The following is a 26,551-nucleotide window of genomic DNA, read 5'->3' as shown; positions in this document are numbered from 1 at the left end:
GGGAAATTGAGAAATTCACTTTTCTAAGCGGAGATTAGCGCCACTGCTATTGGTGCGATAAACCCAAGTTTTTTGGTTATCAGTCAGAACAATTCGCCATCCTGGCACCAGTGCTTGAGTACATAATTCTCCCGGTTTAGCTAATCCTAAACAACCGTCGGGCCAGGTTTGTCGTTGTGCTGCTTGAATTTGCAAGCGATTAACGGATATCTTGGTTTTCTGACTCAAATCTTGACGGGCGGCCTCGATGACCGAATTAGGTGGCCCAGGAGATGCTAAACTAGGTTGTACCAAGAGGAGAGAAAGCAGACTCCCTAGTATTAAAATAGCAGTTGCTCCCTGAACGATTCTCGTTGTACCGATTGGCCCTGGCCGGTTCTGGCTAAAATTCTTTCTAGATATCATGTTTAGTCCTGTCTCTTTTCTGGGATTGATAGTCTGATCATATCTTCCTGTTTATTATCAGTGTAATCGAAACTATGTTCCCTCTCTGGTTGTCGAGTCCATCGGTGTTTTCTCAAGAAAATTCCATCGTCCAAGTTCCTTCTCCTGAACCGGCGGTTGAAATCTCTCCCTCCAATTCTCCTTGGCTTTATAGCACAATTGCCTTAACTATTGCTTTGATCGGTTTAATTATTTACGGCAAATTCAAAATAGAACAGATCAAGAAACAAGTTAGGATTGAACAATTTAAAAGTAAAGAGTTGAAAAAAAAGTTGAAGTTAGCACTTCATACCATCAAAAAAATGGAAACCGACCCCGATCTTGTCCATTCTAGGGCATTTAATCTCGATTATTTGCGGATGAGGATGGATGAGGCGGTTTTTCGTTCCGTCATTTTTAACCAGATTAAGATGAAAATAACTAACTTAATCGGCGAAGCTTTACGACCAAATACAGCAAAAAATGCCGGAGGAATTGTCGGTGCAGGAAGACAGATTAATGAAACTTTTGATGTCACCTACGAAGTGGAAGCACAGGAAGGAAAATCGAATAAAGGGGTTTTATTTCGGATTCAGATTAAACTGACAAAACTTCCCACCCAAACCAGTTCCGCTACCGTTAACGAGATTACTAATTGTATAGAAACCTTTCTTTCTGCGGACTCAGATAAAGCTAATTGGCAACCAACTATTCATGGACAAATAGTTTTAATGAGTTGGGATGAAAAAGCGAAACCGACTCCTTTATTGGTATTGGAACAATCAGAAGAAGGAGTCAATATCACTTTTCGTTCCCATCCCCTGAAAACCGGCATCCCTTTAAGTGGCGATGTCGATTAAAATAGATGAGGATGAACTATCTTAGATGGATGGACTTATGTTATCTTTTTTCCTCCGTTGGTTGATTACCGCCGTCTCTTTATTGATTACAGCGCAAATAGTACCAGGTATAGAAATTAAAAATTTTACCGTGGCTTTGATAGCTGCTGTCGTCTTGGGTTTAATTAATGCTATTATTAGACCCCTGTTGATTCTTTTTACCCTGCCTTTAACTATTTTGACCCTAGGGTTATTTATTTTTGTGGTCAATGCCATTTCCTTTTCTTTAGCCTCCTATTTTATCCCTGGTTTTCAGGTAGAATCATTCTTTGCTGCTTTATTCGGTTCGATCGTGGTTTCGATCGTTTCAGGAGTTTTAAATAGCATTTTCAGTGACTAAAGTGGGCAAAATTCGGTTGTTTAAAACAGCTTGGCTTACTCTAATCGATTAATTTCTGATCTAGAGACGTTGCTATAATCAACGTCTCTCTATTTTTTGGAGATGAGGAAATCTCTACTGATTTGCTGTGGCTTTTGTCGTTAAGTAGCTGGTTATAATTAAATTGAAGATAGATCCCCCCTTAATCCCCCCTTAATCCTAGGGTTGATTCATCGTAGGGTTGATTCATGAATCAACCCTACCCTTAATCCATCTTTAACAAGGGGACATCTCAACGTTTTTAACACCTACCTACTTAAAAATCAGGAAAATTTAATCCCAAGATTTCCATCTCAAGCAGCCAGAGCAAGTTCAATTACTGTTAAAATAACTGGAATTGTTGAGCTAAGTAGATTAACTAATCTCCAGTCAGTTTTTCTTGATTCCCCTACACCCTACACCCTGATCACTAAAAATCGATGAACCAATTAAACTTAGAAGTTGCGGGAAAAAAAGAACGTTTAGATGCTTGGATGGGGTCACAATTGCCCGATTTATCGAGATCGAGGCTGCAAAAACTGATAGAACAGGGATATATACAGTTAAATGGTCAAATTTGTACTAATAAAAATACTAAAGTTGCTCAAGGCGATCGCTTAAAGATTACCATTCCCGACAGTCAACCCCTGCAATTAAGCGCCGAGGCGATCGATCTTGATATTCTTTACGAAGACGAATATCTGATTATTATCAATAAACCGGCCGATTTAGTGGTTCATCCGGCCCCCGGCCACGAATCGGGAACCTTGGTCAACGCTTTACTGCATCACTGCCCAAATTTAGCCGGAATCGGTGGAATTCAACGGCCCGGAATAGTTCACCGCTTAGATAAGGATACCACGGGTGCGATCGTTATTGCCAAAACCGACCAGGCCCATCAACACCTACAGGCACAACTAAAAACCAAAACTGCCCGCCGGGAATACATCGCCCTCGTCCACGGTGTCCCCAAAACGGAGACAGGTACAATTGATCTGCCGATCGGTCGTCACCGCAGCGATCGCCAAAAGATGGCTATTATTGCCGTGGAAAAAGGCGGTAGAAATGCCGTCACTCACTGGCAAGTCAAGGAAAGACTAGGCAACTACACCTTAATGGAATTTCGCCTAGAAACTGGCAGAACTCATCAAATTCGGGTTCATAGCAGCCACATCGGTCATCCGATTCTTGGGGATCCCCTTTATAGTTCCGGTCGTTCCATCGGGATTAATCTACCCGGGCAATTACTCCACGCCCATCGTCTAATTTTAATACATCCGGTCACGGGAGAGAGCCTAGAAGCGATCGCTCCCTTACCCGCTATTTTCCCGAAAGTTTTAGCTATTTTACGGCAGAGAAACCCTTAGCGCACAAATTGCGGCATAATCTCCGCTGCTGTCCATAATCCGTAGATACCGCGACGATGCAGGGAAACCCCCGCTTTCAGATAACCGAAAGCCGGCCCGCAGACATTAGCCGCCATACTGGTTTCATCGCCTAAAGTGAAGGTATGGGTGGAAATTTTGCCTTCAAAAGTCCGCCCCGTGACTTTAACATTGGTACTTAACGGCTTTTTCGGGTTGCGCGTATCCACCACACCCCCGACGGAAACCCGATCGCGTCCACAGATTCCGGCCAATTCCAGCATAATATCGTCCGCGTGTTCCATATTTTCGAGGCTGAGAATGCCATTGGTTTTATTTAACAGCATTTCCACTTCCGCATCACTCATCCGGTGCGCCGTTTCTGGGTCGTAACCGGGTAAATGGGCGATATCTTCGCGAATAGTGGCACGATAAGCCTCCCAGTTGGCAATTCCCACGCCAAAGGTAATTTTAACGCTATGAATCTCCCCATAACTCTGGGCAGCTAGGGCAGCGGCCGCAGTTAACAGTCCGGGGGTAGCGCCGCAGCCGGTCATGTAGGTGATGCCGGCGGCTTCTAGGTCTGCTTGTAGTGCTAAGATTTGTTCCATGGCGCTGGTACGTTTGAGGGCATCGACTAAAACTCCGCGCCAACCTAAGCGAATGAAAGTTTTAGCGATATCGGCCATGAAATTGTTAGGTAAATTCGGTAAGGCGAGAAAATAGCCCTCTACATCGGCAGTTTTGATTAATTCCTCGATACTTTTCTCGCTGAGACTGCCGTAATTTTCCAGATAACCGATCGAACCCCGGTCATGATAAATTTTGTTACAGGTATTGACATCTAGACCGTCTTTGTGGTATGCAAAACCAGCTTTATCGGCGGCGGCAGTCCAGAGCATTTCCTGTTTGGGGGCGAGAATTCTAGCGGCGGCCTGTCCCAAACCACCAAAACCTAAAACACCGATCCGAAGGCGATCGCCTGCTGTTTGTTTATTCATATTTGTTCTGATTCCTATAGACAAAATTCTCCGATCTCGGCGGTCGTGGTTCGCCGTTGCATCTCCTTTATTTTCAATTTATCGCTTCAGGTCGTCTTTTTTGTGTAGTTTTGTTAAATTATGCCCTCCGGGGACAGGTTTGCCCTTGACGGTAAAGAAAAGTTACGGGAAACTTACAAAAAATGAAAGTGGTTGGCCGAGATAATATAAAGTTTTGCTAAAATTTTAACCAGATTGCTACGATTAGCAAACTATCGTAAATTAAAACGATAGGGAGCTTTGCAAACCCCAGATCACGCCGAGAAGACCTATGAGCATGGAAAGCCTAGAGTTTATCATCTATCCCGATGGTCGCGTCATGGAAAAGGTGACAGGCATAGTCGGTTCATCTTGTCAAGAGGTGACGGCGGCGATCGAGGCACAACTCGGGCAGCTGATGTCTCAAGAGAAAACCTCGGATTATTACCATCAAACCGTCAGCCAGTCAGAGAAAGTCAGCAACGCAGCCACTTTTAGCGACTGGTAATTTTTCATCTTTCCCAATCCCTTTATTTAAGCCACTGAAAAACCATGTCACACTTTAGCAATATCAAAACCAAAATCCGCGATCTATCCTACCTAAAAGCCGCCCTCAGCGATATGGGTATGGAATGGAAAGAGGGTTCCCACCCCGTCAAAGGTTATCAAGGTCAAACTTTAACCGCAGAGGTGGTAATCGAGCAAGATAACAATTACGATATCGGTTTTCGCTGGAATGGTAACGAGTACGAGTTGGTTGCCGATTTGCAATACTGGCAACAACCCCTAACCGTAGAAGGATTTTTAAGAAAAGTAAATCAAGGTTATGCCTACCACACCATTCTGGCAGAAACTGCTAAACAGGGTTTTCAGGTGGCAGCACAGGAAAAAAATACTGATGGTTCTATTCGTCTAGTGGTACAACGTTGGAGTGCCTAATGGCTGATTTTTCTCCCAAACGCTCTGGTTTTGAACCAGAGTTAGGGGGATTCCTAAGAGATTCCCCCGATCGCACCGGTTTTGAACCAGAATTGGGCGGTTTACTGCGCCAGAAAGCGGTTTACGTCGATGAGGTCACTTGTATCGGTTGTAAACACTGCGCCCACGTTGCCCCCAATACCTTTTTTATTGAAGGTGAATACGGTCGCTCTCGCGTCTATAATCAGGACGGTGACGAAGAAGAAATTATTCAAGAAGCGATCGAGACTTGTCCGGTTAACTGTATTCACTGGGTTAATTATAATAATTTGCAATTCCTTGAGGAAGAACGCAAACATCAAGTGATTAAACAGTTAGGTTTTCCTCAGATTCACAAGAAATTTAGCCCCGCAGATTTAGATATCTAGGGTGGATAGGTGCAGCCTCATCCACCTATTATTTCCTAGAAGTCAAGTTTGTTAAGTAAAGAGCCGCTATGTACGTTTTAATTGGTGGGGCGGGAATGATGGGGCTAGGTTTAGCCCAACAACTTTTAGACTTGGGACACACCGTAGCCATCGTTGATGTAGACCCTTTAGCTTGTCGGTTTGCCCGGGAAAAAATTGGTGTCATGGCCTTTGAGGGGAGTGCTGTCAGCACGAAAGTTCTGCTGGAGGCGGGGATTCGACAAGCTAACGCAGTTGTTGCCGCCCTGAGGGACGATGCCATGAATCTAGCCCTAGTCACCCTGTCTAGAAGTTATGGCATTTCCCATATTGTGGTGAGAATGTGCGATCGCGAATTTCTCGAGGCCTATCGTCTTGCTAGAGCTAGTCACATCATCAGCACGATTGATTTAGCCGTTGCCACCATGGCCAATGCGATCGAATACCCTGAAGTAGAATCGATGATGCACTTTGAACAGGGACAAGTGGAGGTGCTAAAGCTGCCCGTCCCCAAGGATTGTTATGTAGCTGGGCGTACCGTTGCCCAAATCGCTCAAGATGCCAACTTTCCGACCGGTTCGCTGATTATTGGCTATCAGTGTCACCCTTGTGCCAGTTTAGAGATTCCCAACGGCAATACCGTCCTAGAAGCAGGTTCAACTATTCTAGTGGTCACTCGTCCGGAATACGTCAAACCGATGATCGATTACCTCGGCATTCAAACTAATCATCGTCCAACGATAGAAGTTTCTCATCCAAACCTTTAACGTAGGATTGTACCAAGTCTTCCGGGACGATACGTTTGCGAAGTGCATCCCCCAGGGCTGCCTTCTCAGCGAGGAACAATCGTCGTCGAATGGCATCTAGTTGACCGTTGTTAGGCTCCATTTGCCCCGATCGAGACTGATTATAAGCATCCCGCAGCACCCGTTCCGATACCGCCACTTTTGCCTGATAAGATGCCCACAGTTCTTCGTACACTGCTTTCGGTAAAACGCCCGATTTCAGTAAATTGGCTAACTCATCCTGTGCCGCTTTCGACGCAATCAACTGCAGCTGCAACTGCCCAATCTCCCGTGTTACTGCCGAAACCTGACTAATATCGAGCTTTTTAATTAACCAGGGTAAGGCTAATCCTTGGATGACCAGAGAAAATAACACAGCCCCAAAGACTAGCTCGATGATCAATTCCCGCCCTGTTAGAGTCAAAGGAATAGCAACCGCTAGGGCCATGGAGAGGGAACCCTTGATGTTGCCCAAAATCAGAATATGTTGCCAGCGCAAGGGGATCGGTCGATCAATCCAGCGAAGTACCCATAGTAAAGAATACACTGACAGAATACGCCCCAATTGATAAGCCAAAATGACCAGCACAATCGATGGCAAGGTTTGCCATAGGGTCAAGGGGTTGATTTCAATGCCAATAAGCAGAAAAATAAAGGTATTGACTATAAAACCGGCATATTCCCAAAAACTGATCAGGGTAATGCGATCGGATGCAGAGGCGCTGCGAGGCAGCCCCAAGTTACCAAAGACAAGTCCGGCAATAACTACCGCCACCGCTCCCGATACACCCAAAAACTGCCCAAGTTGAAAAGCTCCCAAGGCAAGCGCAACCGTAAGAAGCAGGCTACTCAGAGGATCCCGTAAGCGCACATAGATAGGCAGACACAGGTAGCCTAGGACAGCGCCCACTAATCCCCCACCCAGAGCAACGATCAACACTTCCTTGATGACTTGTGTAGTGCTGATGGTTCCAGTCGCGTAAATCACCAAGAGCAAATTAAAGGTGACGAGTGCGGCTGCATCATTAAATAGTGTTTCCCCTTCCACAATAGTCAAGAGCCTAGAGGGAACCCGAATTTCTTTAAAGACGGCAATTATCGAGACAGTATCCGTGTTTGCCAGAATCACTCCCACCAGTAAGGCGGGAATCCAATCTAGACCCAGGCCAAATTTTACCAGAACTGCAATAATCGCCGCAGAAAAAACCGAGCCGGGACCTGCGAGCAGTGCGATCGGTTTAAAGGTACTGCGAAGACGGCTGATATCGGTATTAATCGCCGCTTCAAAAATCAGAATCGGCAGAAAAAGGTTAAGCACTAAAAACGGATCTAAGCCAATACGATGAGATAACAGATCGGTAATCGGTAATCCTGCTAAGACTAAACCTGCCACATAGGAAATGCGTAATCGCTGGGTTACTAGAGCAACGGCAGTGGCAATCAGTAGCAGCAGGATCAAGACAAGAACCAGTTCAGGAATGTCTCCCACCGTTTGGCTGTTCACAGCAGAATTGCTATCCAAGGATTTTTGTTGTGCTGCCCAGGCTACTAATAATTCTCCCCTCATAGGACGATATTCTCGGTAAGACCGACAATTAAGAACTTGGCTATTTTTATAATATAAGGGAGGTTATGGCAGTTACAGCCTTTCTCAGATTGATGAGGTTAGTTATTGTTGCTAAAATACTTGATGAGTAAGGATTAATCTGTACTTCATCTTTAGGAGAAAGAATGAGAAATTTTCTACTTACCCGGTGATTGCTGTGGGGAGGGAAAAGTTAGAGGCAATCGGGGCAAAATGATAAGTATTTTATATGCAAATACCTTCAATACTTAAAAATATTTAAATTTACAATTAGTAATATTTATTTTTACTCAAGAATTTATTGAGAATAATTTCTATTTATTTACGAGGTTGCAATACTTCCAGCGATTTTGGTATAATTTTGCATTATGCTAGGATGGTTTCTTCTTGTCTTTTTTGAAGTTTTCAAGGTCTAGCTTGCCTTGAAACCACTGCTAAATCTAGACTTTCCCTTTTAGCAAAACCAAACACTTTCGCCAATTGCCCCTTTTTTCCCGAACAACGTTGATCTAATTTTTGTGTAGTTTTGTTGCAAAGTCAAATTTTTTTTGACAAAATGGCTAAATTGTGGTATGGAGATAGATTGTTGATAGGTGGCAATTCAAACCGAGGCAATCAATAATTAGGGGAGGGTTAGGGAATTTAACCGAAAATTGGGAAGATTCAGAAGAATTAGCCGAAGAACTGGATAATATCTTGGACGAGAGAACCTGATGGCTTATCTCTTTAATACCGATGCTATTGCCGAAAAATCAGCGATAAAAACCTTTTTTACCGATCTAGCCAGGCTCTAACCCTTGGCAAGAGGGGAAAAATCCTCAGTCGAAGCGAAAGGAAACTAGCTTAATCAAAAAATGTGCTATAATCAGAATGTAAGCACAAGGGGCCGTAACGGTTTCGACAGGTTAGCGAAAGCTCCCCCGTGATACAGGTCGAGAGTGAGTCTCCTCTCGTAAATCAAAGGCTCAAACAAAAAGTAAATGCGAACAACATCGTTCCTTTCGCTCGTAAAGCCGCTCCTGTAGCTGCCTAATAGTCTCTAATCGACTCGAGCATTCATAGTTTGACTCCGTTAAGGACTATGGATCAACCCCCAACGGATGCCACGTTTAACTTTCTCTAGTTAGTTAACCGTCTAAGCTTTAACTAGAGCATCCCACTGTCCGGGATAAGTGACAGTCCCCGTTTCGAGGGTAATCGAAACTAAACCTGTGAATGAACGGACAGTCAATACCTAATTTGGACAGCAGTTCGACTCTGCTCGGCTCCATTGATTAGTTTAATGAAAAACCTTCTCTCCCGCATGGACGGGGTGCAAACGCCGATCATTCCCGTGGTCGGTCAATTAATTAAAGCGAACCCCGGCACTATTTCCCTAGGTCAAGGGGTTGTTTCCTATGATCCACCCCGGGAAGCGATCGAATCTCTATCTTTATTCTTAGCTAATCCCAAAAATCATCAATATCAATCTGTGGCGGGAATTCCCCCCTTATTAGCAGTAATTCGGGAAAAACTAGCCGAAGATAATCGGATAGAAATCAGCGATAAACAGGCAATTTTTGTGACGGCGGGCAGTAATATGGCTTTTATCGAAAATTTGGGTTAAAACCCCGTCGTTTTACGACGGCTTTTCCTGATTTTTGATGTAGCACTTAAGAACTTCCAGTGGCGCACCTCCTACAGAAGATACAAAATAATTGGGCGACCAAAGAGCGTCTTTCCCCTATGGCTTAGGATATCCAGCTTGTCCATATCTACGACTAGAGACTCCTTTTAAAGAATTGACCATTACAGAAATAGATAGTTTCGGCGGGTATTCAATCAATGCGTGTACATGATCGGACTCCCCGTTAAATTCCAATATCTGAAAATTCATCTTTTCCGCAACTTCCCTAAAAGATTTTTCAACCAAAGTCAGACTTTTACCCGTAAAGACCTTTCTTCTGTATTTTGTCACACAGACCAAGTGTATCTTTAGATCGGAAACAGAGTTTCTTTCTCTTCGTAACTGACTTGACATTATCAACAGACCTAGTTAGAATAGACTACAGACACACACATCTTAACCCAATGAAAGCGAGGTATCAATACCGTATTTACCCAACAGACCAACAAAAGAGGCTTTTGTCTCAGTTGTTTGGGTGTGTGCGTGTTGTCTGGAACGATACTTTAGCTTACTGCCAAGAACTCTATCGACAAGGGGAGAAAAAGCCAAAATATACTGAGTTATCTAAAAGACTAACTCAAGTCAAAAAAACAGAAGAAAGACGGTGGTTAACCGAGGTTTCTTCTATTCCTTTACAACAGTCTTTGAGAGACTTAGAGACTGCTTACTCTAACTTCTTTACATCTTGTAAGGGCGAGAGAAAAGGAAAGAAAGTCAAACCTCCCAAGTTTAAAAAACGTAAATCTAAACAATCAGCAAGATTTACCGATAATGGTTTTACCGTTAACCAACACTGCGTTACTTTAGCAAAAATCGGTGATTTAAGAATCGTTTGGAGTCGTCCATTACCTTCTAAACCTTCTAGTGTCACCGTGATTAAAGACGCATCAGATCGCTATTTTCTTAGTTTTGTCGTCGAGGTTCAGCCCGAAATACTTCCTGATAATGGGGAGTCAGTGGGAATTGATCTAGGGATTGCTACCTTTGCTACCCTCTCAACAGGGGAAAAGATAGACGCACCGAAACCGCTAAAGAAACGATTAAAACGACTAAGAAAAGCACAGAAAAACCTTTCTAGAAAACAGAAAGGAAGTAACCGACGGGAAAAAGCTAGGAAACGAGTAGCTAAAATCCATGCAAAGATTAAAGACACTCGCACTGATTTCTTGCAGAAACTATCCACTAGAGTTGTTCGTGAAAATCAAACGATAATTTTAGAGGATTTAAACACATCGGGAATGGTTAAAAATCGCAAGTTATCTCGTGCCATATCAGATTTAGGATGGCGTTCTTTCCGAGATATGCTATCGGCAAAATCTGATAAATATGGGCGTAATTTTCGGATAATTTCTCGATGGGAGCCAACGTCTCAAAGGTGTTCCTGTTGTGGGAATATCGGCGGTAAGAAAGCATTAAATATCCGTGAGTGGGAATGTCTTTTTTGTGGGACTTTTCATGATAGGGATGTAAACGCCGCAATTAATATCAAGGTCGCCGGTGGGCAATCGGAGACTTTAAACGGACGTGGAGGAAAGTGTAAGACTTCTGTTAAAGAAGCATCATCCCGTGAAGCGTCAACCGTTCGGCTGAGCTCACGGCCGAAGCCCAACCGAAGATCGTTCAATTAAGTTTGTTTGATCTGCCGGGAATCACCGTCCGGCCCCGGCGGTGAGGATGTCAAGAATGCCATTTTGGCCATTACTTCCCCGGGGGATGAAATTATTCTCAACACTCCCTTTTATTTCAATCATGAAATGGCCATAAAAATGGCTGATTGTCAAGTTATTTTGGTCGCCACAGACAAAAATTATCAATTGCGTCCAGCCGCCATTGAAGAGGCAATCACTGCAAAAACTAAGGCAGTGGTGACGATTTCTCCTAATAATCCCACGGGAGTAGTTTATCCAGAAAATACCCTAAGAGAAGTCAATCGAATCTGTCAAAAAAAGGGCATCTATCACATTCATGATGAGGCTTATGAATATTTTACCTATAACCATGCTCGCCACTTTTCTCCGGCGGCAATTGTTGGTAGTGAATCCTGGACTATTTCCTTATTTAGTCTCTCAAAAGCCTACGGTTTTGCCAGTTGGCGCATTGGTTATATGGTAGTACCAGAACATTTATCTGAGGCGATTAATAAGATTCAGGATACTATTTTAATCTGTCCGCCGGTGGTTTCGCAATACGCGGCCCTAGGGGCGTTACAGGTGGGTAAAAGCTATCCTTTAGAACAGTTAAAAACCATCAGTCAAGTTAGAGAAATTTGCCTGAATGCTCTAGAATCAATCGGCGATATCTGTGATGTTGCCACTGCGGAAGGGGCTTTTTATTTCTTCCTGAAAATTCCCACAGACAAGAATGATTTTCAGTTAGTTAAAAGTTTAATCGAGCGGCAGCGGGTGGCGGTGTTACCCGGTTCAACTTTTGGGATAACAGAAGGCTGTTATTTGCGTCTTGCCTACGGTGCTTTATCTCCAGAAACGGCTTTAGCGGCAGTGGAAAGATTGGTAAAAGGACTGCGTTATTTTAGTCAATGATTTTCAAGAATAAATACCAGCTTTCTTTCTTGGTTTTTATAGTTATTTCAAATAAGAACGAGACACTAGGCGACACAATAAGTACGAATAATTTCATCAAGGGGTGTACCCACAGGAGCATACATTCTTGCCCTCTTTAATGCACTAAAATCATGTTCGATATCATTTAAATCAGGAGAGTATTTTGGCAAAAACACTACCTGATGACCTGCTTCCTCTACCAGTTGTTTAATGACTGTCTTCCGATGAATTGGTGCCTTATCCATAATTAATACTGATGTTATGGTTAGAGAGGGCAACAAATATAAAGATAACCACCCTTCAAAACCTTCTGCATTCAGGCTTCTCGTAAATATCATCGGTGCAATAAAGTCTTTTTTTCCCTTTCTTCTCCCAGCGACAAGGTTCTCTCTTTTTCCTCGTTTTCCTTGTCTATCTCCCAATACTTTCTTCCCTTTTTGTGCATCGGGCATAAAAACAGGTTTGAAATTCTTCAAACCCTGATTCATCAATAAATACAAGGCTTTTACTTCCATATATTTTAATCAATTCTCTCAGCACTCTGTAGTATTTCATTCTTTCTTCTCGGTTTCTTTCTTTATAACGAAGTTACTTCTTTTTTCTGGTAACTTTCATTTTTTTTTAGGCATAGCAAATGGCACTTGGTCTCACTCCAAACTTCTCGGCTCTGTCTCTTAATCTTGCCTCGGGATTTTCTTGGACATCTTTTGACAGTGCTTTCCAGTCCAGCTTTCTCTGACGGTGTTTTACCTTTGTTGCTTCTAGTTTTTCCCTACTCAGCCATCTATATATTGTGGCTCTTCCTATATTAAATAGAGCGGCGGCTTTGGTTATGCTTCCTCCATTCTCTACATAATCAATTACTTTTTTTCTCAAGTCTAGGCTATAGGACATTTTTCTGTATGGGTTGCTTGTTTCTCCTTATTTTACCTTATTTTTTACTTGTATCATACTTATTTGAAATGACTATACTTTAAGCTCAGACTAAATCCAGTTATTAAAAACTGATTATTTCTTCTCCCTTTTGCCTGTTGCCTTTTGCCTCATCTCAATAAGCAATTTAAATTAAGAACAGCTTATCTTTTGGGCTATTCTTAGTTTAGCCGAACGAGAACGGGGATTTTTAGCCTGTTCTTCCCGGCTGGGAATAATCGGCTTTTTCGTGATAATTTTCAAGGAATTATCTTCGCGAAAGCCATACTTGATCAGACGATCTTCTAGACTATGAAAACTGATCATAGCGATAATTCCCCCAGATTTTAGCCACTGGGGGGCTTGATTTAACAATTTTTGCAGAGAATCTAATTCTTGATTAACAGCGATGCGTAGGGATTGAAAAACCCGCGTTGCTGGATGAATACGTCCATAACGGTAACTAGCGGGGACAGAACTAGCGATGACAGCCGCTAATTCTGTAGTGGTAGTAAAAGGACGTTTTTGGACGATCGATCGAGCAATAGGACGAGATAAACGTTCTTCTCCGTATTGATAAAAAAGATCTGCTAATTCTTTTTCCTGCCAATGGTTGATAATATCGGCTGCCGTCAGGGATTGACAGCGATCCATCCGCATATCTAAGGCTGCCGTGTGGCGAAAACTAAAGCCGCGCTCGCTCTGATCGAATTGGGGAGAACTGACTCCTAAATCGGCGATAATGCCATCAAAACTGCTATTTTGTCCATCATAATCGGCGAAGTTCCCCCACCAGAGGGTTAAACGGCTATCTAGATAGGGGGCGAGACTAATTTTAGCGGCTTCTAGGGCGCTTTGATCGCGATCGATGGCGGTTACTGTGGTTTCGGGATGGGCTTCTAAAAGCAAGCGGCTGTGTCCACCACCGCCTAGGGTAAGATCGAGATAATGCCCCCCGGGTTGAATATTTAAGCCGGCGATTAATTCTTGACTCAAAACGGAAATATGGGGAAAATCTTGATTCATCTGTACTGATAACTTCCTGAAAATGGCGATTTAACCTAGGGTTTGCGGCAAAAAGTTTGTTGGTGGGGGCAGGGTGTGGGGTGTGGGGTGTGGGGTGTAGGGTGTAGGGTTTTACCGATTTTGAGGTAGTCAGTTACCTAATTTTCAGGGAAAAAGTGCCTGAATTTTACCCCCGATCACTCCAATGGTCAGCACTTTTTGAGGGGAAAAAAGTCTAAAAGCCTTATCCAACAAGGTTTTTAGATTTATTCAGCCAACTCTAACCTAAAAACAACTGATAGGCAGGATTTTGACTTTCATCCCAATAGCGATAGCCGAGAGTATCGAGAAAAGCTTGCCATTGATTCATTTCATCGGGGGGGACCTGTATGCCCACGACGATGCGCCCATAATCGGCCCCGTTATTGCGATAATGGAAAACGCTGATATTCCAGTGGGGACTCATGGAGGCGACAAATTTCATTAAAGCCCCCGGTCGTTCGGGAAACTCGAAGCGATAAAATAATTCATGCTCGGCTAAATGCGATCGCCCTCCCACCATGTGGCGCAGATGCAGTTTAGTCAATTCATCATCGCTAATATCGAGGGTTTTAAAGCCGCAAGCTTCAAAACTCTCGGCTAATTTCTTGGCATCGGTGCGATTTTCGATCTGGGCGCCGACAAAAATATGCGCTTCTTTTTCATCGGCAATGCGATAACTAAATTCGGTTAAATTGCGTTTGCCGACACATTCGCAAAAACGCCGTAAACTGCCCGGTTGTTCGGGAATAGTCACAGCATACAACGCCTCGCGCCGTTCCCCTAATTCCGCCCTTTCCGCCACAAACCGCAGACGATCAAAGTTCATATTCGCCCCACAAGCCACAGCAACGAGGGTTTTATCCTCAATTCCTTCTCTTTCTACATAAGCTTTCGCTCCTGCTACCGCTAACGCCCCCGCAGGTTCTAAAATCGAGCGTGTATCTTGAAAAACATCCTTAATCGCGGCACAAATATCATCCGTATCCACGAGGATAATCTCATCCACATACTGCTGACAGAGACGAAAAGTCTCCTCTCCCACCTGGCGCACCGCCACCCCATCGGCAAATAATCCCACTTGAGACAAACGCACCCGATAACCGGCTTTTAGGGATTGATTCATCGCGTCTGAGTCCACAGGTTCCACCCCGATAATTTTAATTTCTGGGCGTAAACGCTTGACATAGGCTGCAATACCTGATATTAAGCCACCGCCACCAATAGCGACAAAAATCGCCTCGATCGGTTGCTGATATTGTCGTAAAATTTCCATACCGATCGTACCCTGGCCGGCGATTACCTCCGGGTCATCGAAGGGATGGATAAAAGTTAAGCCTTTTTCCGCTTCTAATTGCCGCGCGTAGGTGTAGGCATCATCGTAGGTGTCACCGTGCAGGACAACAATCCCGCCCCGAGCTTTTACCGCGTCGATTTTGACTTGCGGAGTGGTGACAGGCATAACGATAATCGCTTGGGTTCCCAATTGCCGCGCCCCCAAAGCGACTCCCTGGGCATGATTTCCCGCCGAAGCAGCAATTACACCTTTTTGTAACAAATCCCTTGACAAATGCGCCATTTTATTGTATGCGCCGCGCAGTTTAAAAGAGAAAACCGACTGCATATCCTCGCGCTTGAGTAAAAGCTGATTGTGCAAGCGTTGGGAGAGATTGGGGGCAAGTTCTAAGGGGGTTTCTTGGGCGACATCGTAGACGCGTGCGGTGAGGATTTGAACCAGGTAATCGCAGTACATTATTCTTTTTTGGCGGTGGGGATTCGCGAGTCGGGCTAGGATCCAGAATAGATCATCGTCGGTCCGATTAGCAATAAAGATGCGATCAGCCATCAGACTTGAATCAGTTATCAGTGATCAGTGATCAGATGCGAGTTATCAGTTCACTGATTACTGATTACTGTTTACTGATCACTGAAAAAAGCTCCCCGCTGCCCTGAAGCTGGATAAAGATTTAACAAAGAATTGATCGCAGAATTAACCACAGCAGCCACACAGGGAATTGCCACACTATTACCCGTTAATTTTCGCATAGTTTGATAACTGCCGACAATTTGATAATTATCGGGAAAACCTTGTAAACGTAGCATTTCTCTTGCTGTTAAGCGTCTTTTCCCATCCACTAACAAATAATTATAGGATGCTCCTGCTCGCAAGGCACAGGAATAGGGATAAGCACTCACATTACCTCCTTTATTTTCGTGCCAGATAGTCGGTTCACTATAAGGTTTTTTTCCCTCTCTTTTCAGGAAGCGACTTTTTTGAATTCTTTCGGAAGCATAATAAAAATCCGAGACATTTTCCTCTAAGATTTCCGTTAAACTTGTTCTAGATAAAGCCGGTTTTGGCCAGATAAAACCCCGCAATTCTCGGAAACCAACGATAAAAATCCGTTCCCGTTTTTGCGGTAAACCAAAATTAAGCGCATTCAAAACCCGATAATCGGTATAGTAATCTAAATCTTGCAAAGTATCGAGAATAACTTCTAAGGTTTTTCCCTGTTGATGTCCCTGCAATTGCTTGACATTTTCCAGAATAAATGCTGCGGGTTGTTTGGCTTTTAAAATACGGGCAATCTCAAAAAATAGCGTGCCTCTGGTATCTTCAAACCCCTTTAAATCACCACAAATACTAAAGGGTTGACAGGGAAATCCCGCCATTAAAATATCGTGATTGGGAATATCTAGGGCAGCAATTTCGGTAATATCTCCCCGGGGTTGGTCGCCAAAATTAGCGTGATAAATTGACCGAGCGTGTTTATCTATATCACAGGAAAAAACACAATCAGATTCTAAGTTTTGTTGGCGACAAACTTGTTCAATAGCGACTCGAAACCCTCCCAAACCAGAAAAGAGGTCAATAAAACGAATTTTTTTACTATCTTTCAGGAGATTCATCGATAATTAAAATTGTAGCGATAGGGATATTCTCTTTGATTTTAACTTATTCAACTTTCACCAAAGAGCGGACGGTAAATATTTCATTGGCGCTTGAGAGTAACAAACTGAAAACAGTCGTCATCCCTGGGGACATACATAAAAAAAGAATAACAGAATTATATAATTTGCAATTCATCCTGTTTAAGATTTTGAATCGATTCAATCTTGGAAACTTCTACAGCGATAACTGTATAGGCTTTTCCCTGATTATTTAACACTTCTAAAACATAGCCATCCTCTTGGCCTTCGGGTCGAGGACAATAATCCACGATAATCGCGTGAGTGCCACGAGACAAATTAGATTCTGGCAAATCTTCGGTTAATTGAACTTCGGAAAACATATCAAATTTCATAGTCTAACTCTTTTAATCTGGTAATAAAGTCACAAATCTTGTTTCTTTCGTAAGTGAGTCGATAATCCAATAAGTAGAGACTCGTAAGTTTATCCCGTTCACCCCTTGTAAAAGTCCTTTAATTTCATAAATATCACCGAACTTTGTTTGTTTATTTAAGGTGGCCTCGTTGAGAAGAATACGTCTTAAATCTTGTTCCAATACCTGCCAGTTGTCTAAATTATATCCCGCTTGTGCCAGAAAGCCTGATTTATCATCTTTGGGTTGTAAAACTAGCAAATACCGGGTTAATTTAGCTGGTGGGATTGTCGCATTGGGATTTAAATAAGGCATTTATATTGTAATTTAGCCAATTTCTTTATAGACTTCTATAAAATAGATTTTACAGTATATACCGGCAGTATTGCCAGGCTTTTTCTTTGTCTAGGATTTGATCATTTTCAACTTCTTCGATGAGTTTTCCTAGTCCGTAATTCTCTAGGATTTCTTCGATTTTTTCAAATTCAGCAATGGGAATCTGAACGGCAATCGGCTTTTGATCCTTGTCTAATACATAGTTTTTGTTAATTTCTAGCATTTGGTTTTCCCTCCGATACAATTCTTAAAAATTGGCTGTTACCTTTATATGTTACATTTTACAAGTCTCGACGCGAGAGAAGAGATCAAAACACCCCACCTACGCCTGTAATCCTTAGATTTTACATTTTGCAAGTCTCGACGCGAGAGAATAAAATAAAGACCCAGTTCCACCACCAACTCCTCCCCAATTCCACAAATCAAAGATTCGGCATGGTAGATGTCCTCTAGGTGCATTTATATCGAAAATAGCCCTGTCGTATCTAATGTTTTTATTCTCCTTTCGCCATCCTATAATCAAACCGAAGTCATCCCAGAGCTTATCATTATATTGTTGACCATTATCAAGCTGATCAAATATTTGTTTTTGAATCGAAAAGCCAAATTTTTCTTGGCTATAGTTTAACCATAATTGATCAATTATTTGTAAGTCTTCACAAGGGAAAATATCTATATCTTTAACTCTTAAAAATCCATGTCTGTTACAAATTCTCAGCATAGTTTCAAAAGTTATTATGTCCGCTTCCTTCCATTGCTGCCGTTTCAATAAATCTTCTAAGTTCCGATAATCGATTCCTTTGGCGCTTTTAAGCTGGATAGATGGGGGAGTTTGAGGAACGGAAATAATGGGAGGTTGAATAATTGTTGCTACAGGTTGTTTTTGATTAATAATCTGGTGACTAGAAGTCTGACAAACAAATATTCTTGAGGTTAGATGATAGATAATATAACTTCCTTCTCCCTTATAACCGTAGCGTATTAGCGGCAAATGACCTTGAGGTGCTTGCCAACTATAATTAATATCTTGCCAATTCCAACTATTATTTTTTTGCCAGCCTACCAAACTGCCAAAAATATCCCAATTTCTTTCATTATATTCTTCCATGCCACCGATTTCTCGATAGATTTGCCCCTGCACAGAAAAGCCAAATTTTCCGTTACTGTAATAAACCCATAATTGGTCAATAGTTCGCAAATCCTCGCAGGGAAATTTCTGTATATCTTCATCTCTTAACCAGTCTTTGACACGATTAGTTACTTTTCGTACCAAGTTCGCAGTTTCCTCGTCCGCTTCTTTCCATTGCTGCCGTTTCAGTAAATCCTCTAAGTTCCGATAATCGATTCCTTTGGCACTTTTAAGCTGAATAGATGGGGGAGTTTGTGTAATAGTTGTCTGGGGTATAGAGACTGATGTTTTTATCTGCAAAGCTTGCAACACTTCCGAGGCAGATTGATAGCGTTTTTTTGTACCAAACTCGATTAATTTATCCAGAATATTCCCTGAATCATTACTAACAGGATTATTAACCAACCACTGTCGCCATACCCATTGGTGTTCCCCCCCATCGAATAAATCAAAGGGAGATATTCCTGTTAATAAATAAAGGCAAGTTACACCCAAACTATACAAATCACTGGCATTAACTGCTTTCCCGTTCCCCTGTTCTGGTGCGATGTATTCCGCAGAACCGATAATTGTTCCTGTCATGGAACGATTTAAAGGACTGACAAATTTTGCCGCTCCAAAGTCCACTAAAATCAATTTATTATCGCTTTTTCTGCGAATAATATTTTCGGGTTTAATGTCGCGATGAATTACTTGTTTACTATGAATAAATTCTAGAATCGGTAAAATCTCTGACAAAAGATGTTTAATTTTGGCTTCATTAAATACTCCTTCCTGTTTTAATTCTTGTTCGAGATTTTGTCCTTCGATATATTCCTGCACGAGATATTGTCGCCCGTCATTACCGGTAAAATAGGCGTAAAGTTCGGGGATTTGTGGGTATCTTCCCAAACTATCTAAACGAATCGCTTCTTCTTTAAATAATTCTGCTGCTTTTTGTAAAGTTCCTGTTCCCTGTGCTGACGGGAAAAATTGTTTAATCACACAATAGGGTTTTGAAGGTTTATCCTCATCTATCGCTTGAAATGTTTTACCAAAACCCCCTTGACCGATTAATTTTAGCGCTCGATAACGTTCTCTGAGCAGTAATTGAGAACCGCACTTATGACAGAATTTATCCGTGGGGGTGTTTTGGTGCGAACAATCGGGATTGAGACAGAGACTCATAGCCGTTTGACAAGTGTGGGAAGATTAACCCCTATTATACTAAATCCGTTGAGTAACGCACAGAAAACGGGTTTCTCCGAGAAACCCGTTTTCTGCTCATGCACTCATGCAAAAAAGGGAATAAATAATCAGTCTTTAAGTAGGTAGGCGTTAAAAATTATCAGACACCACCCTTATCAAGGGGGGACTAAGGGTAGGGTTGATTCATGAATCAACCCTACTATGAATCAAACCTAGTACTAAGGGGCGATCAAACCTAAAACACATTTTTAATTTAATTATAACCAGCTACTTAATAACCAGATTTAGTATTATAGAAAAAGAAAGCAAGCTAGGGCGACTCTAGTGGGCAAATTTTCTCCGATAATTGGTTGAAAATATCGATAAAAATAGGTGAGTTAGCAAAGCGTAACCCACCCGATATCTATTTTGGGTTTTAAACCGTTTCTACCAAGGGACGGGTTAACTTATCCAACTGTTGGGTTAACAGACTCAGGAATAAACCCACATCGGTGACGATACCGACGGATTCTACAGAACCTCGATCGCTTAATTTTGTCACCACGGCCGGGTTAATATCAACACAGACCATTTTCACCCCCGCCGGTGTCATATTGCCCACACCGATGGAATGGAGCATACTAGAGAGCATGAGAATCATGTCTGCACCTTGAATTAAGCGGGAATATTCTTCCTGTGATTTAATTAAATCCATCTCCGTATCCGGAAGCGGACCATCATCGCGAATTGAACCGGCCAAACTGAAGGGGACATTATTCTTGACGCATTCATACATTACACCTTTTGTCAATACCCCGGCCGATACAGCTTTAGCGATGCTGCCGTGGCGACGGATGAGGTTGATAATCTTGAGGTGGTGACGATGGCCACCGCGCACGGGGATGCCTTTCTGCATATCTACCCCTAAAGAAGTACCCATGATCGCCTGTTCCATGTCGTGAACTGCGATCGCATTTCCCCCCAGTAAAGCGTGAACGTAACCATCGCGGATTAAACGGGAGAGATGTTGCGCTCCTCCAGTGTGAATGACCACCGGACCTGCCGTTACTACCACTTTACCGCCCTGGTCGCGAATTTGGCGCATTTCCCAGGCAATCTGCTCCACGGTTAACTCGACTCGGCGCTCGCTGGAAACCCCCGCACCCATAAAGGTAAATTCCTGGGTGCTGTTGCGTTGTTCCCTGGATTCCGCCTGTCGGATAGTACGGATGCCCTCAACTCCCACCATGACGCGATCGCCAGCTTTTAAATCCCGCAGCAGAGTACATTTTGCCGTTTTGCCTTCCGGACTTTCAGTGACGACGATGGCTGCATCCATGCGTTGATTTTCCACCCGCACCCATTCACAGTTAACCCGCACTTCCGTGGGATAGATGGTGCTGACATAAAAATCATCGGGAGCGACCCCATCTTGTGCCACCACTGCGGTATTGACATCACAGATTTCTTGAGGACGAGCGGCCGCACCGAGGTCGATCAATTGTACCATGATCTCCTCCATTACCTCGTGAGAGGGTGCAGAAACGCGCACTTCGGCCGAGGAGGTACTTTGGCGCTCAATCCCTAAGGTGAAGTTTAAAACCTTGAAGCTGCCCCCATTTCCTACCACAACATCGAGAGCTTTATTCATAATTCCCGCGTCGAGCAGATGACCTTCTAACTGGAGAATGCGACTTTCAATGGTGACATTAGCGTGATGGTCTGGAATTAAGGGTTCGGTGGTACGCAGGGTTAAACATTTAGCGGCTCCTCCTGCTTTTAAGAACTCCGTTAGGGGAGTTTGTACCACTTCAAACCCTTTTGACGCTAACTTATATTGTAAATCGTCACTAATTTTATTCATGACGATTACTTGACCGATATTCACTGCATTACAAGCAAAGTTAACCGCATCGGCTTCTTCAACGATAATGCGTTTTTCTTCGGGAATTTTTAACTCAATTAACCGATTAGAATAGGCATCGAAAGCATCGGGATAGTAGAGTAGATAACCGCCACTAAGGGGACAAAAACAGGTATCAAGGTGATAGAAACGTTCATCGATTAAACGTAGGGATAAAACCTCGATATCGAGCCATTTAGCGATTAAAGGGTGGGAATCTAACTCGGTTCTGAAGCCATATCCTGCCCATAACCAACGTCCTTCCCGATCTAATAATGCGTCTCCTGCACCTTCAAAGGGTAAATCTTTTGGCAGTTCGTGAACCGTAAAACCGTTATCTTCAAACCACTGCTTAAAATAGGGTTCTTCTCCCTGTCTTTCTTTGTGTAAAAAGCGACTGAGAACGACAGTTTTTTCCAGAACTAAACCTGCATTAGCGGTAAAAACCATGTCAGGCCAGCCTTTTTCTGGTGGGACTAAATCCACAAGCGCCCGATCTTTGAGAACATGATAAAGCTGCTGCCATTGTTGCCTAGCTTTTTCCTGGGAAGATTTGTGAATGTTGCCCTCCATCCAAGGATTAATCACATAATCCACATCGTAATGATCGGGAGAACACATCAAAAAGCGAATAGTTTCAGTCATATTTTTTGACAATGAATATTCAGTATAAGTAGTCTGGAGATAAGTTTAGACCAATCTTCCATTATACTCCACTTTGCCCCAAAATATCACTAAGCCTAAGATTAGGACAATTTCCACTCTACAAGCTAAAAACAGCCTGATTCTAGCCGATAACTGACGGCTAGAAGCTTAAATTATTGTAAATCCTGATATTTAAATAACCCCATAAATTTCGATTTGCGTCCGTGTTCCTTAATTAAATTTTCTCGATAGGTTTGCCATTCTTCTCGTCTTCCCGACATATAAAAGGCATTACGAGCTTTTTTTAGCCATTTAATCGCTTCTTCGTAGCGATCAGCCTTTTTTTCGTCGAGTATCTTTTCCGCAGGAGGACGTGCGCGATCGATCACCCAGTTAGGATCGACGGTAGCAGCCGCATCCATTATCCGCCAAATTAGGTGAGACTGCACATAGGAATTATCAGAAACGACTTTAATTGCATCTCTAACTAAATTTTCGTGGAGAAATATATCGATTTTAGCCTCTGTGGAACGTCCACCGCTAAACTCGCGCAAGTAATCTAACAAGTCTAATTTTAAATCGGGCCAATCTTCCCCCGCTAAAGACTCAATTGTTTGGTAATGGGAGAAGGACGGTTGGTCTTGAAACGCCTTAATTCTAGCAGCCAAAGCTGTATCTATATCCCCTAAAGATTCTGCTAGTTCACTTGTCCAGAGAGCTAATTGATAATGATAATTACCTGGAAAATTTAGACCAGTTCGGGCAATTATTAAGGCCGATTCTGGTGCGGATTCATCGCGTAAAGCTTTGGCAAAAAAGAAGGCTTCATCGTTTTTAGTTATCATGTTTTTTGCCGATGCAATCGCTTCGTCAATGCGATCAAGATAGACTAACTTAGTTAGGTATTCTACCACTTGTCCTGAAGCTAAAGCTAGATTCAAATATTCCTGATCTTTTTCCTGTTTCTCGAAAATTTCTAAGCGAATAGAGGTCAATGTTTGGGCATAATAGGGTATATTCCCTGACCACATTTCTGAAAAATTATCCGATTCTCCCCGTAAAATCTTCTCTAAAACTGGATCGTCCCATCCCTGTTGTAAGGCTGCTAAACTCATCTCAAAATCGGCACTCCATTCATCCTGCCATTGCTCGATTTTTTCCCTTAAATCTTGATTTTCTTGGGGATTAAATTCCTTGCTTAAAATTGCTGCCGTTAGAACTCGATCGATTCTAGCACTTAAATCATCATTAACAGCACCGTAATCTTCTAAATCATCCCATTCCTCGATACAGGCGCTAATAATTGCTTCCAAAATAGCGATCGCGTTATCCGGTTCGCCCTTTTGATAATAATCTTGGGCCTCATCCACCAAGGCATAAATTTCATCAGAAATTGGATCTTCTTCGTAGTAATCTTCTTCGATCGCTCGCAGGGATTGCCGCAGTTCATTACGGACAGTATTACGATAAGCTTTGATATTAATAGTTATCTTCCCTCCCGCTTTATTAACTGGGGTAGCTGGCACTAAAAACTTATCAATTGTCTCGATAATTTCTGGGTGTTTAGCCACTAAATGATTAAGCAATTTTCTTATTTTACTTTCATTGATTGGTGTCAATAACTCCTCTAGAGAGGCTTTTTTGATAATTAATTCTGGTTGACGAGAACAGGTTAATAAAACTGCCACAATATGCTTACACCAACCTTCATAATCGTAGGGACAGGAACAGGAGATATTCTCAAGGTTTTCTTGGTTAAAAGCGATAGCAACTCGATAGGGTTTAACCTCACTACCACGGACTAAAGCTTGCAGGTTTTGCCCCCGTTGCCAAAGAGAAATAACTGCACCGCTATCGTAATAATCCCGACCGCGCTGATAGGAAGCATTGGTGGTATTTTGCCGGATAATTTTTTCATTGATAGGAGGAATAGTCATAGTCAGAAAAGGAGAGGATTGGGTGATAAAATCTTGTCTGTGGCAAGAAAACTACCGGCAGCGAGGCGGACCACTGCATCAGCAACCGAGTCCACTTATCTTCAGTTTAGCCTAAATGTGCTATAGTAAAAACACTATGGAAATTAAAAACATTCCTCTGTCCCAAATTCGTCGTCCTTTACCGCGACAAACCGATCCCGAAAAAGTTAATCAGTTGATGCAATCGATCGCTGAGAAGGGATTACGAGAACCGATCGATGTTTTGGAGGTGGATGGTAACTACTACGGTTTTTCCGGTTGCCATCGCTTTGCAGCTCATCAGCGTCTCGGTAAAGAAACAATTCTCTGTCGAGTTCGTCGCGCTCCTAAATCTGTTTTAGCTAAACACATCGCTTAAGCTGAGAAGTCCCATGAATGAGTCCTTATATAAATATCATCGGCAAAAATTAGAGCAGTTAATGGCAGAAATTGGCTGTAAAAACCTAGAAGAATTGAGTCGGTTATCGGGTCTATCTTCTTGGCAATTGCAGAGAGTTCGCCATGGTTTAATCGCCAAATTATCCTCTGAATCTTTGGTGAAATTAGCTAATGGGCTGCAGCTGCCAGTTAGCGATCTTCTCGCTCATTTTCAAATCCCGACGATGGGGACAGAGGATCGTTCAGGGGAATCAAAAATTCTCGAACAAGAGTATCAAAATTTACAGCAAAAATTAGACAAGCAAAAAGAAGAATTAGCCGCAGAATTTCAACGTCAAAGCATCGAAGCGATCGAATCTTGGTTAGTTCAATGGCCCACGGCCGAGGCCGTTGCCCGCAAAAATCCCGACCTAGCAGCCGTCAAAATCCTCTCCCTAGTTAAACCGATTATGCAGTTACTGGAGCGCTGGGGAGTGCAACCAATTGACAGTGTCGGTGATCATGTTAGTTATGATCCGCAAATCCATCAATTGATCGATGGTCAAGCAGCAATTGGTACACCCGTTATAGTGCGTTATCGGGGCTATCGTCATGGGGAAAAACTACTTTATCGTGCTAGAGTGAGTTTAATTAAAGTAGAAATGCCGGAAATTCAACCAGCAGAAACAGAAAATGTCACCGCTTAAAGTGATAATTCTTACATAGCTTCAGCGCCGCGAAAACGTCTTCGGAGAAGTTCTCTGAAAACGATATCGATAATTGATCGCAAAGGTAAAGAAATTGTTTCTGGCATCTTGACAAATTTGCTTATATGTGCTGTGAAAACTTCTCTCACGGTCTGCTTTTATCTCATCGGTAAAGATTGCAATCCAAAACAAAGACCTTGACACACTCGTGTTAGGAAATTTAAGTCTAAAGTAGCGATTGTATCCCGAGAACTATGATAATAGGGATTACGCATATTAGCCGTATCTGTCACCATAATTGCCGAATAACCGCGACTCCAAAAAGGAGAATGATCGCTGCGTCGAGTATCGGGGACGATATAACCTCCAAAAATTACGGGCAACCACTCGCAGGGAGTCTGATTTTCCCGCAGGACTCGACTGAGAAAATTTAAATCCTTGCGGGTTTTGAGATTGCCAATCAAAGCGATAAAATCCCCAGTGTTGGGGTAAAAATATTCTAGAAAAGCCGGATATTTTTGAGAATGGGGATTTTTATCACAGTAACCGAGCATTTCTAAGGATAACATTAACCTTAAATCCTGCTTAGTTTGTTTTAATTTTTCCGCGTAGGCAATGCTCCCCAGTAATCCGTATTCTTCTAGATCGAAGGCAAGTAAACGAATTGGATAATTAGCCTGATTCTCCCCAAAAAACCTCGCTAATTCTAATAATACCGCTAATCCCGTAGCGTTATCGTCGGCCCCCGGCGACCCCGGCACCGTGTCATAATGAGCGCCAATTAAAATCGGAGGTTTTTGACTGTTGTTAGGCAAATCCAAGATTAAATTTTCGTAAGCTTTTCCCCGAAAATGGAAAAAATGTGATTCAACCTTTCCCCACTGTCCTAACTCTTGTCGCAGGTATTCTCGCACATAAAAATGTCCTTGACTAGAGAAAAAAGGGTTTCTTTCTCGGACAATTTGTTCTAGGTGTTGGCTTAAGCGATCGCTAAGAAGATCAAACATTGATAGCAGCAGATAATTTAA

Annotated in this window: 22 protein-coding genes, 1 other RNA gene and 6 pseudogenes; 13 read left to right on the top strand and 16 right to left on the bottom strand. The window is 42.7% G+C overall.

What is annotated here, in order from left to right:
- Positions 1 to 15: 15 nt before the first annotated feature.
- On the bottom strand, positions 16 to 405 hold the full coding sequence (locus RAM70_RS12865; RefSeq protein WP_045356162.1) for a DUF8738 domain-containing protein: 390 nt from the start codon (positions 403 to 405) through the stop codon (positions 16 to 18).
- Positions 406 to 509: 104 nt separating this feature from the next.
- Here RAM70_RS12865 and RAM70_RS12860 point away from each other — a divergent pair, with 104 nt between their 5' ends.
- The 3 genes from RAM70_RS12860 (at position 510) to RAM70_RS12850 (ending at position 3,047) form a co-directional block, all read left to right on the top strand.
- The gene (locus RAM70_RS12860; protein WP_312674056.1) at positions 510 to 1,283 is read left to right on the top strand and encodes a hypothetical protein; all 774 of its coding nucleotides are present in this window, start codon (positions 510 to 512) and stop codon (positions 1,281 to 1,283) included.
- A gap of 37 nt (positions 1,284 to 1,320) precedes the next feature.
- Positions 1,321 to 1,662, top strand: a complete 342-nt coding sequence (locus tag RAM70_RS12855) for a phage holin family protein (protein WP_045356160.1) — start codon at positions 1,321 to 1,323, stop codon at positions 1,660 to 1,662.
- A gap of 458 nt (positions 1,663 to 2,120) precedes the next feature.
- Positions 2,121 to 3,047 carry an RluA family pseudouridine synthase gene (locus RAM70_RS12850; protein ID WP_045356158.1) on the top strand — a complete coding sequence of 309 codons (927 nt, stop codon included), beginning with the start codon at positions 2,121 to 2,123 and terminating at the stop codon, positions 3,045 to 3,047.
- Here the strand turns inward: RAM70_RS12850 and bioU are convergent.
- On the bottom strand, positions 3,044 to 4,045 hold the full coding sequence (bioU, locus tag RAM70_RS12845; RefSeq protein ID WP_045356156.1) for a (S)-8-amino-7-oxononanoate synthase BioU: 1,002 nt from the start codon (positions 4,043 to 4,045) through the stop codon (positions 3,044 to 3,046). The genes RAM70_RS12850 and bioU overlap by 4 nt on opposite strands.
- Before the next feature lie 310 nt (positions 4,046 to 4,355).
- Here bioU and RAM70_RS12840 point away from each other — a divergent pair, with 310 nt between their 5' ends.
- The 4 genes from RAM70_RS12840 (at position 4,356) to RAM70_RS12825 (ending at position 6,194) form a co-directional block, all read left to right on the top strand.
- Positions 4,356 to 4,571: a DUF2997 domain-containing protein gene (locus RAM70_RS12840; RefSeq protein ID WP_002752708.1), complete on the top strand. Its 216-nt coding sequence runs from the start codon at positions 4,356 to 4,358 to the stop codon at positions 4,569 to 4,571.
- Between the two features lie 44 nt (positions 4,572 to 4,615).
- Complete coding sequence (locus RAM70_RS12835; protein ID WP_002762644.1) at positions 4,616 to 5,002, top strand: DUF1257 domain-containing protein; 387 nt, start codon at positions 4,616 to 4,618, stop codon at positions 5,000 to 5,002.
- Entirely contained in the window at positions 5,002 to 5,409 is a 408-nt protein-coding gene (locus RAM70_RS12830; RefSeq protein ID WP_045356155.1) for a ferredoxin, read from the top strand. The genes RAM70_RS12835 and RAM70_RS12830 overlap by 1 nt, the downstream gene beginning before the upstream one ends.
- A gap of 68 nt (positions 5,410 to 5,477) precedes the next feature.
- Positions 5,478 to 6,194, top strand: a complete 717-nt coding sequence (locus RAM70_RS12825) for a potassium channel family protein (RefSeq protein ID WP_312674053.1) — start codon at positions 5,478 to 5,480, stop codon at positions 6,192 to 6,194.
- Here RAM70_RS12825 and RAM70_RS12820 read toward each other — a convergent pair.
- A complete protein-coding gene (locus tag RAM70_RS12820; protein ID WP_312674052.1) occupies positions 6,151 to 7,779 on the bottom strand; it encodes a cation:proton antiporter in 1,629 nt (542 codons plus the stop codon). The two genes, RAM70_RS12825 and RAM70_RS12820, sit on opposite strands and share 44 nt — an antisense overlap.
- Positions 7,780 to 8,679: 900 nt before the next feature.
- Here RAM70_RS12820 and ssrA point away from each other — a divergent pair.
- Both ssrA and RAM70_RS12810 read left to right on the top strand, forming a co-directional pair.
- Positions 8,680 to 9,070, top strand: a transfer-messenger RNA (tmRNA) gene (ssrA, locus tag RAM70_RS12815).
- 9 nt (positions 9,071 to 9,079) lie between these two features.
- Positions 9,080 to 9,388 (top strand): annotated as a pseudogene (locus RAM70_RS12810) (pyridoxal phosphate-dependent aminotransferase); the annotation flags it as partial.
- Positions 9,389 to 9,415: 27 nt separating this feature from the next.
- Here the strand turns inward: RAM70_RS12810 and tnpA are convergent.
- Positions 9,416 to 9,817, bottom strand: a pseudogene (gene tnpA, locus RAM70_RS12805) (IS200/IS605 family transposase).
- A gap of 50 nt (positions 9,818 to 9,867) precedes the next feature.
- Here tnpA and RAM70_RS12800 point away from each other — a divergent pair.
- Both RAM70_RS12800 and RAM70_RS12795 read left to right on the top strand, forming a co-directional pair.
- A complete protein-coding gene (locus tag RAM70_RS12800) occupies positions 9,868 to 11,091 on the top strand; it encodes an RNA-guided endonuclease InsQ/TnpB family protein (protein ID WP_288002397.1) in 1,224 nt (407 codons plus the stop codon).
- Positions 11,092 to 11,145: 54 nt separating this feature from the next.
- Positions 11,146 to 12,003: pseudogene (locus RAM70_RS12795) on the top strand (pyridoxal phosphate-dependent aminotransferase); the annotation flags it as partial.
- Positions 12,004 to 12,068: 65 nt separating this feature from the next.
- Here RAM70_RS12795 and RAM70_RS12790 read toward each other — a convergent pair.
- From RAM70_RS12790 to RAM70_RS12740, 11 genes and pseudogenes are all read right to left on the bottom strand, one after another.
- A pseudogene (locus RAM70_RS12790) lies at positions 12,069 to 12,918 on the bottom strand (IS630 family transposase).
- 171 nt (positions 12,919 to 13,089) lie between these two features.
- Positions 13,090 to 13,962, bottom strand: a complete 873-nt coding sequence (gene rsmH / locus RAM70_RS12785) for a 16S rRNA (cytosine(1402)-N(4))-methyltransferase RsmH (RefSeq protein WP_312674050.1) — start codon at positions 13,960 to 13,962, stop codon at positions 13,090 to 13,092.
- A 259-nt stretch (positions 13,963 to 14,221) separates the two neighbouring features.
- Positions 14,222 to 15,733: a threonine ammonia-lyase, biosynthetic gene (gene ilvA / locus RAM70_RS12780; RefSeq protein WP_312675911.1), complete on the bottom strand. Its 1,512-nt coding sequence runs from the start codon at positions 15,731 to 15,733 to the stop codon at positions 14,222 to 14,224.
- 164 nt (positions 15,734 to 15,897) lie between these two features.
- On the bottom strand, positions 15,898 to 16,890 hold the full coding sequence (gene dcm, locus RAM70_RS12775; RefSeq protein WP_312674048.1) for a DNA (cytosine-5-)-methyltransferase: 993 nt from the start codon (positions 16,888 to 16,890) through the stop codon (positions 15,898 to 15,900).
- Between the two features lie 158 nt (positions 16,891 to 17,048).
- Positions 17,049 to 17,285, bottom strand: coding sequence for a DUF4926 domain-containing protein (locus RAM70_RS12770; protein WP_002743276.1), 237 nt, complete (start codon positions 17,283 to 17,285; stop codon positions 17,049 to 17,051).
- Between the two features lie 12 nt (positions 17,286 to 17,297).
- Complete coding sequence (locus RAM70_RS12765) at positions 17,298 to 17,618, bottom strand: DUF6883 domain-containing protein (protein ID WP_024968524.1); 321 nt, start codon at positions 17,616 to 17,618, stop codon at positions 17,298 to 17,300.
- A 49-nt stretch (positions 17,619 to 17,667) separates the two neighbouring features.
- Positions 17,668 to 17,862, bottom strand: coding sequence for a RelB antitoxin-like protein (locus RAM70_RS12760; protein WP_190380465.1), 195 nt, complete (start codon positions 17,860 to 17,862; stop codon positions 17,668 to 17,670).
- 114 nt (positions 17,863 to 17,976) lie between these two features.
- Positions 17,977 to 18,387 (bottom strand): annotated as a pseudogene (locus tag RAM70_RS12755) (GUN4 domain-containing protein); the annotation flags it as partial.
- A gap of 213 nt (positions 18,388 to 18,600) precedes the next feature.
- A pseudogene (locus tag RAM70_RS12750) lies at positions 18,601 to 19,935 on the bottom strand (GUN4 domain-containing protein); the annotation flags it as partial.
- 436 nt (positions 19,936 to 20,371) lie between these two features.
- Positions 20,372 to 22,483: a bifunctional arginine dihydrolase/ornithine cyclodeaminase gene (argZ, locus tag RAM70_RS12745; protein WP_312674042.1), complete on the bottom strand. Its 2,112-nt coding sequence runs from the start codon at positions 22,481 to 22,483 to the stop codon at positions 20,372 to 20,374.
- 173 nt (positions 22,484 to 22,656) lie between these two features.
- A complete protein-coding gene (locus tag RAM70_RS12740; protein WP_312674041.1) occupies positions 22,657 to 24,420 on the bottom strand; it encodes an SWIM zinc finger family protein in 1,764 nt (587 codons plus the stop codon).
- Between the two features lie 115 nt (positions 24,421 to 24,535).
- On the opposite strand from RAM70_RS12740, the gene RAM70_RS12735 reads away from it, so the two are divergent.
- Both RAM70_RS12735 and RAM70_RS12730 read left to right on the top strand, forming a co-directional pair.
- On the top strand, positions 24,536 to 24,817 hold the full coding sequence (locus RAM70_RS12735; RefSeq protein ID WP_045356129.1) for a ParB N-terminal domain-containing protein: 282 nt from the start codon (positions 24,536 to 24,538) through the stop codon (positions 24,815 to 24,817).
- 13 nt (positions 24,818 to 24,830) lie between these two features.
- Positions 24,831 to 25,523 (top strand): helix-turn-helix domain-containing protein, encoded by a 693-nt coding sequence (locus tag RAM70_RS12730; RefSeq protein ID WP_045356127.1) that lies wholly within the window; start codon positions 24,831 to 24,833, stop codon positions 25,521 to 25,523.
- A 158-nt stretch (positions 25,524 to 25,681) separates the two neighbouring features.
- On the opposite strand, the gene RAM70_RS12725 is transcribed toward RAM70_RS12730, so the two are convergent.
- On the bottom strand, positions 25,682 to 26,530 hold the full coding sequence (locus RAM70_RS12725; RefSeq protein ID WP_312674036.1) for a M28 family metallopeptidase: 849 nt from the start codon (positions 26,528 to 26,530) through the stop codon (positions 25,682 to 25,684).
- Between the last annotated feature and the right edge of the window lie 21 nt (positions 26,531 to 26,551).

This window comes from Microcystis wesenbergii NRERC-220, from assembly GCF_032027425.1.
Classification (GTDB): Bacteria; Cyanobacteriota; Cyanobacteriia; order Cyanobacteriales; family Microcystaceae; genus Microcystis; species Microcystis wesenbergii_A.
Note: the sequence above shows the minus strand (reverse complement) of the source record. Positions and strands in the feature narration are given on the sequence as shown.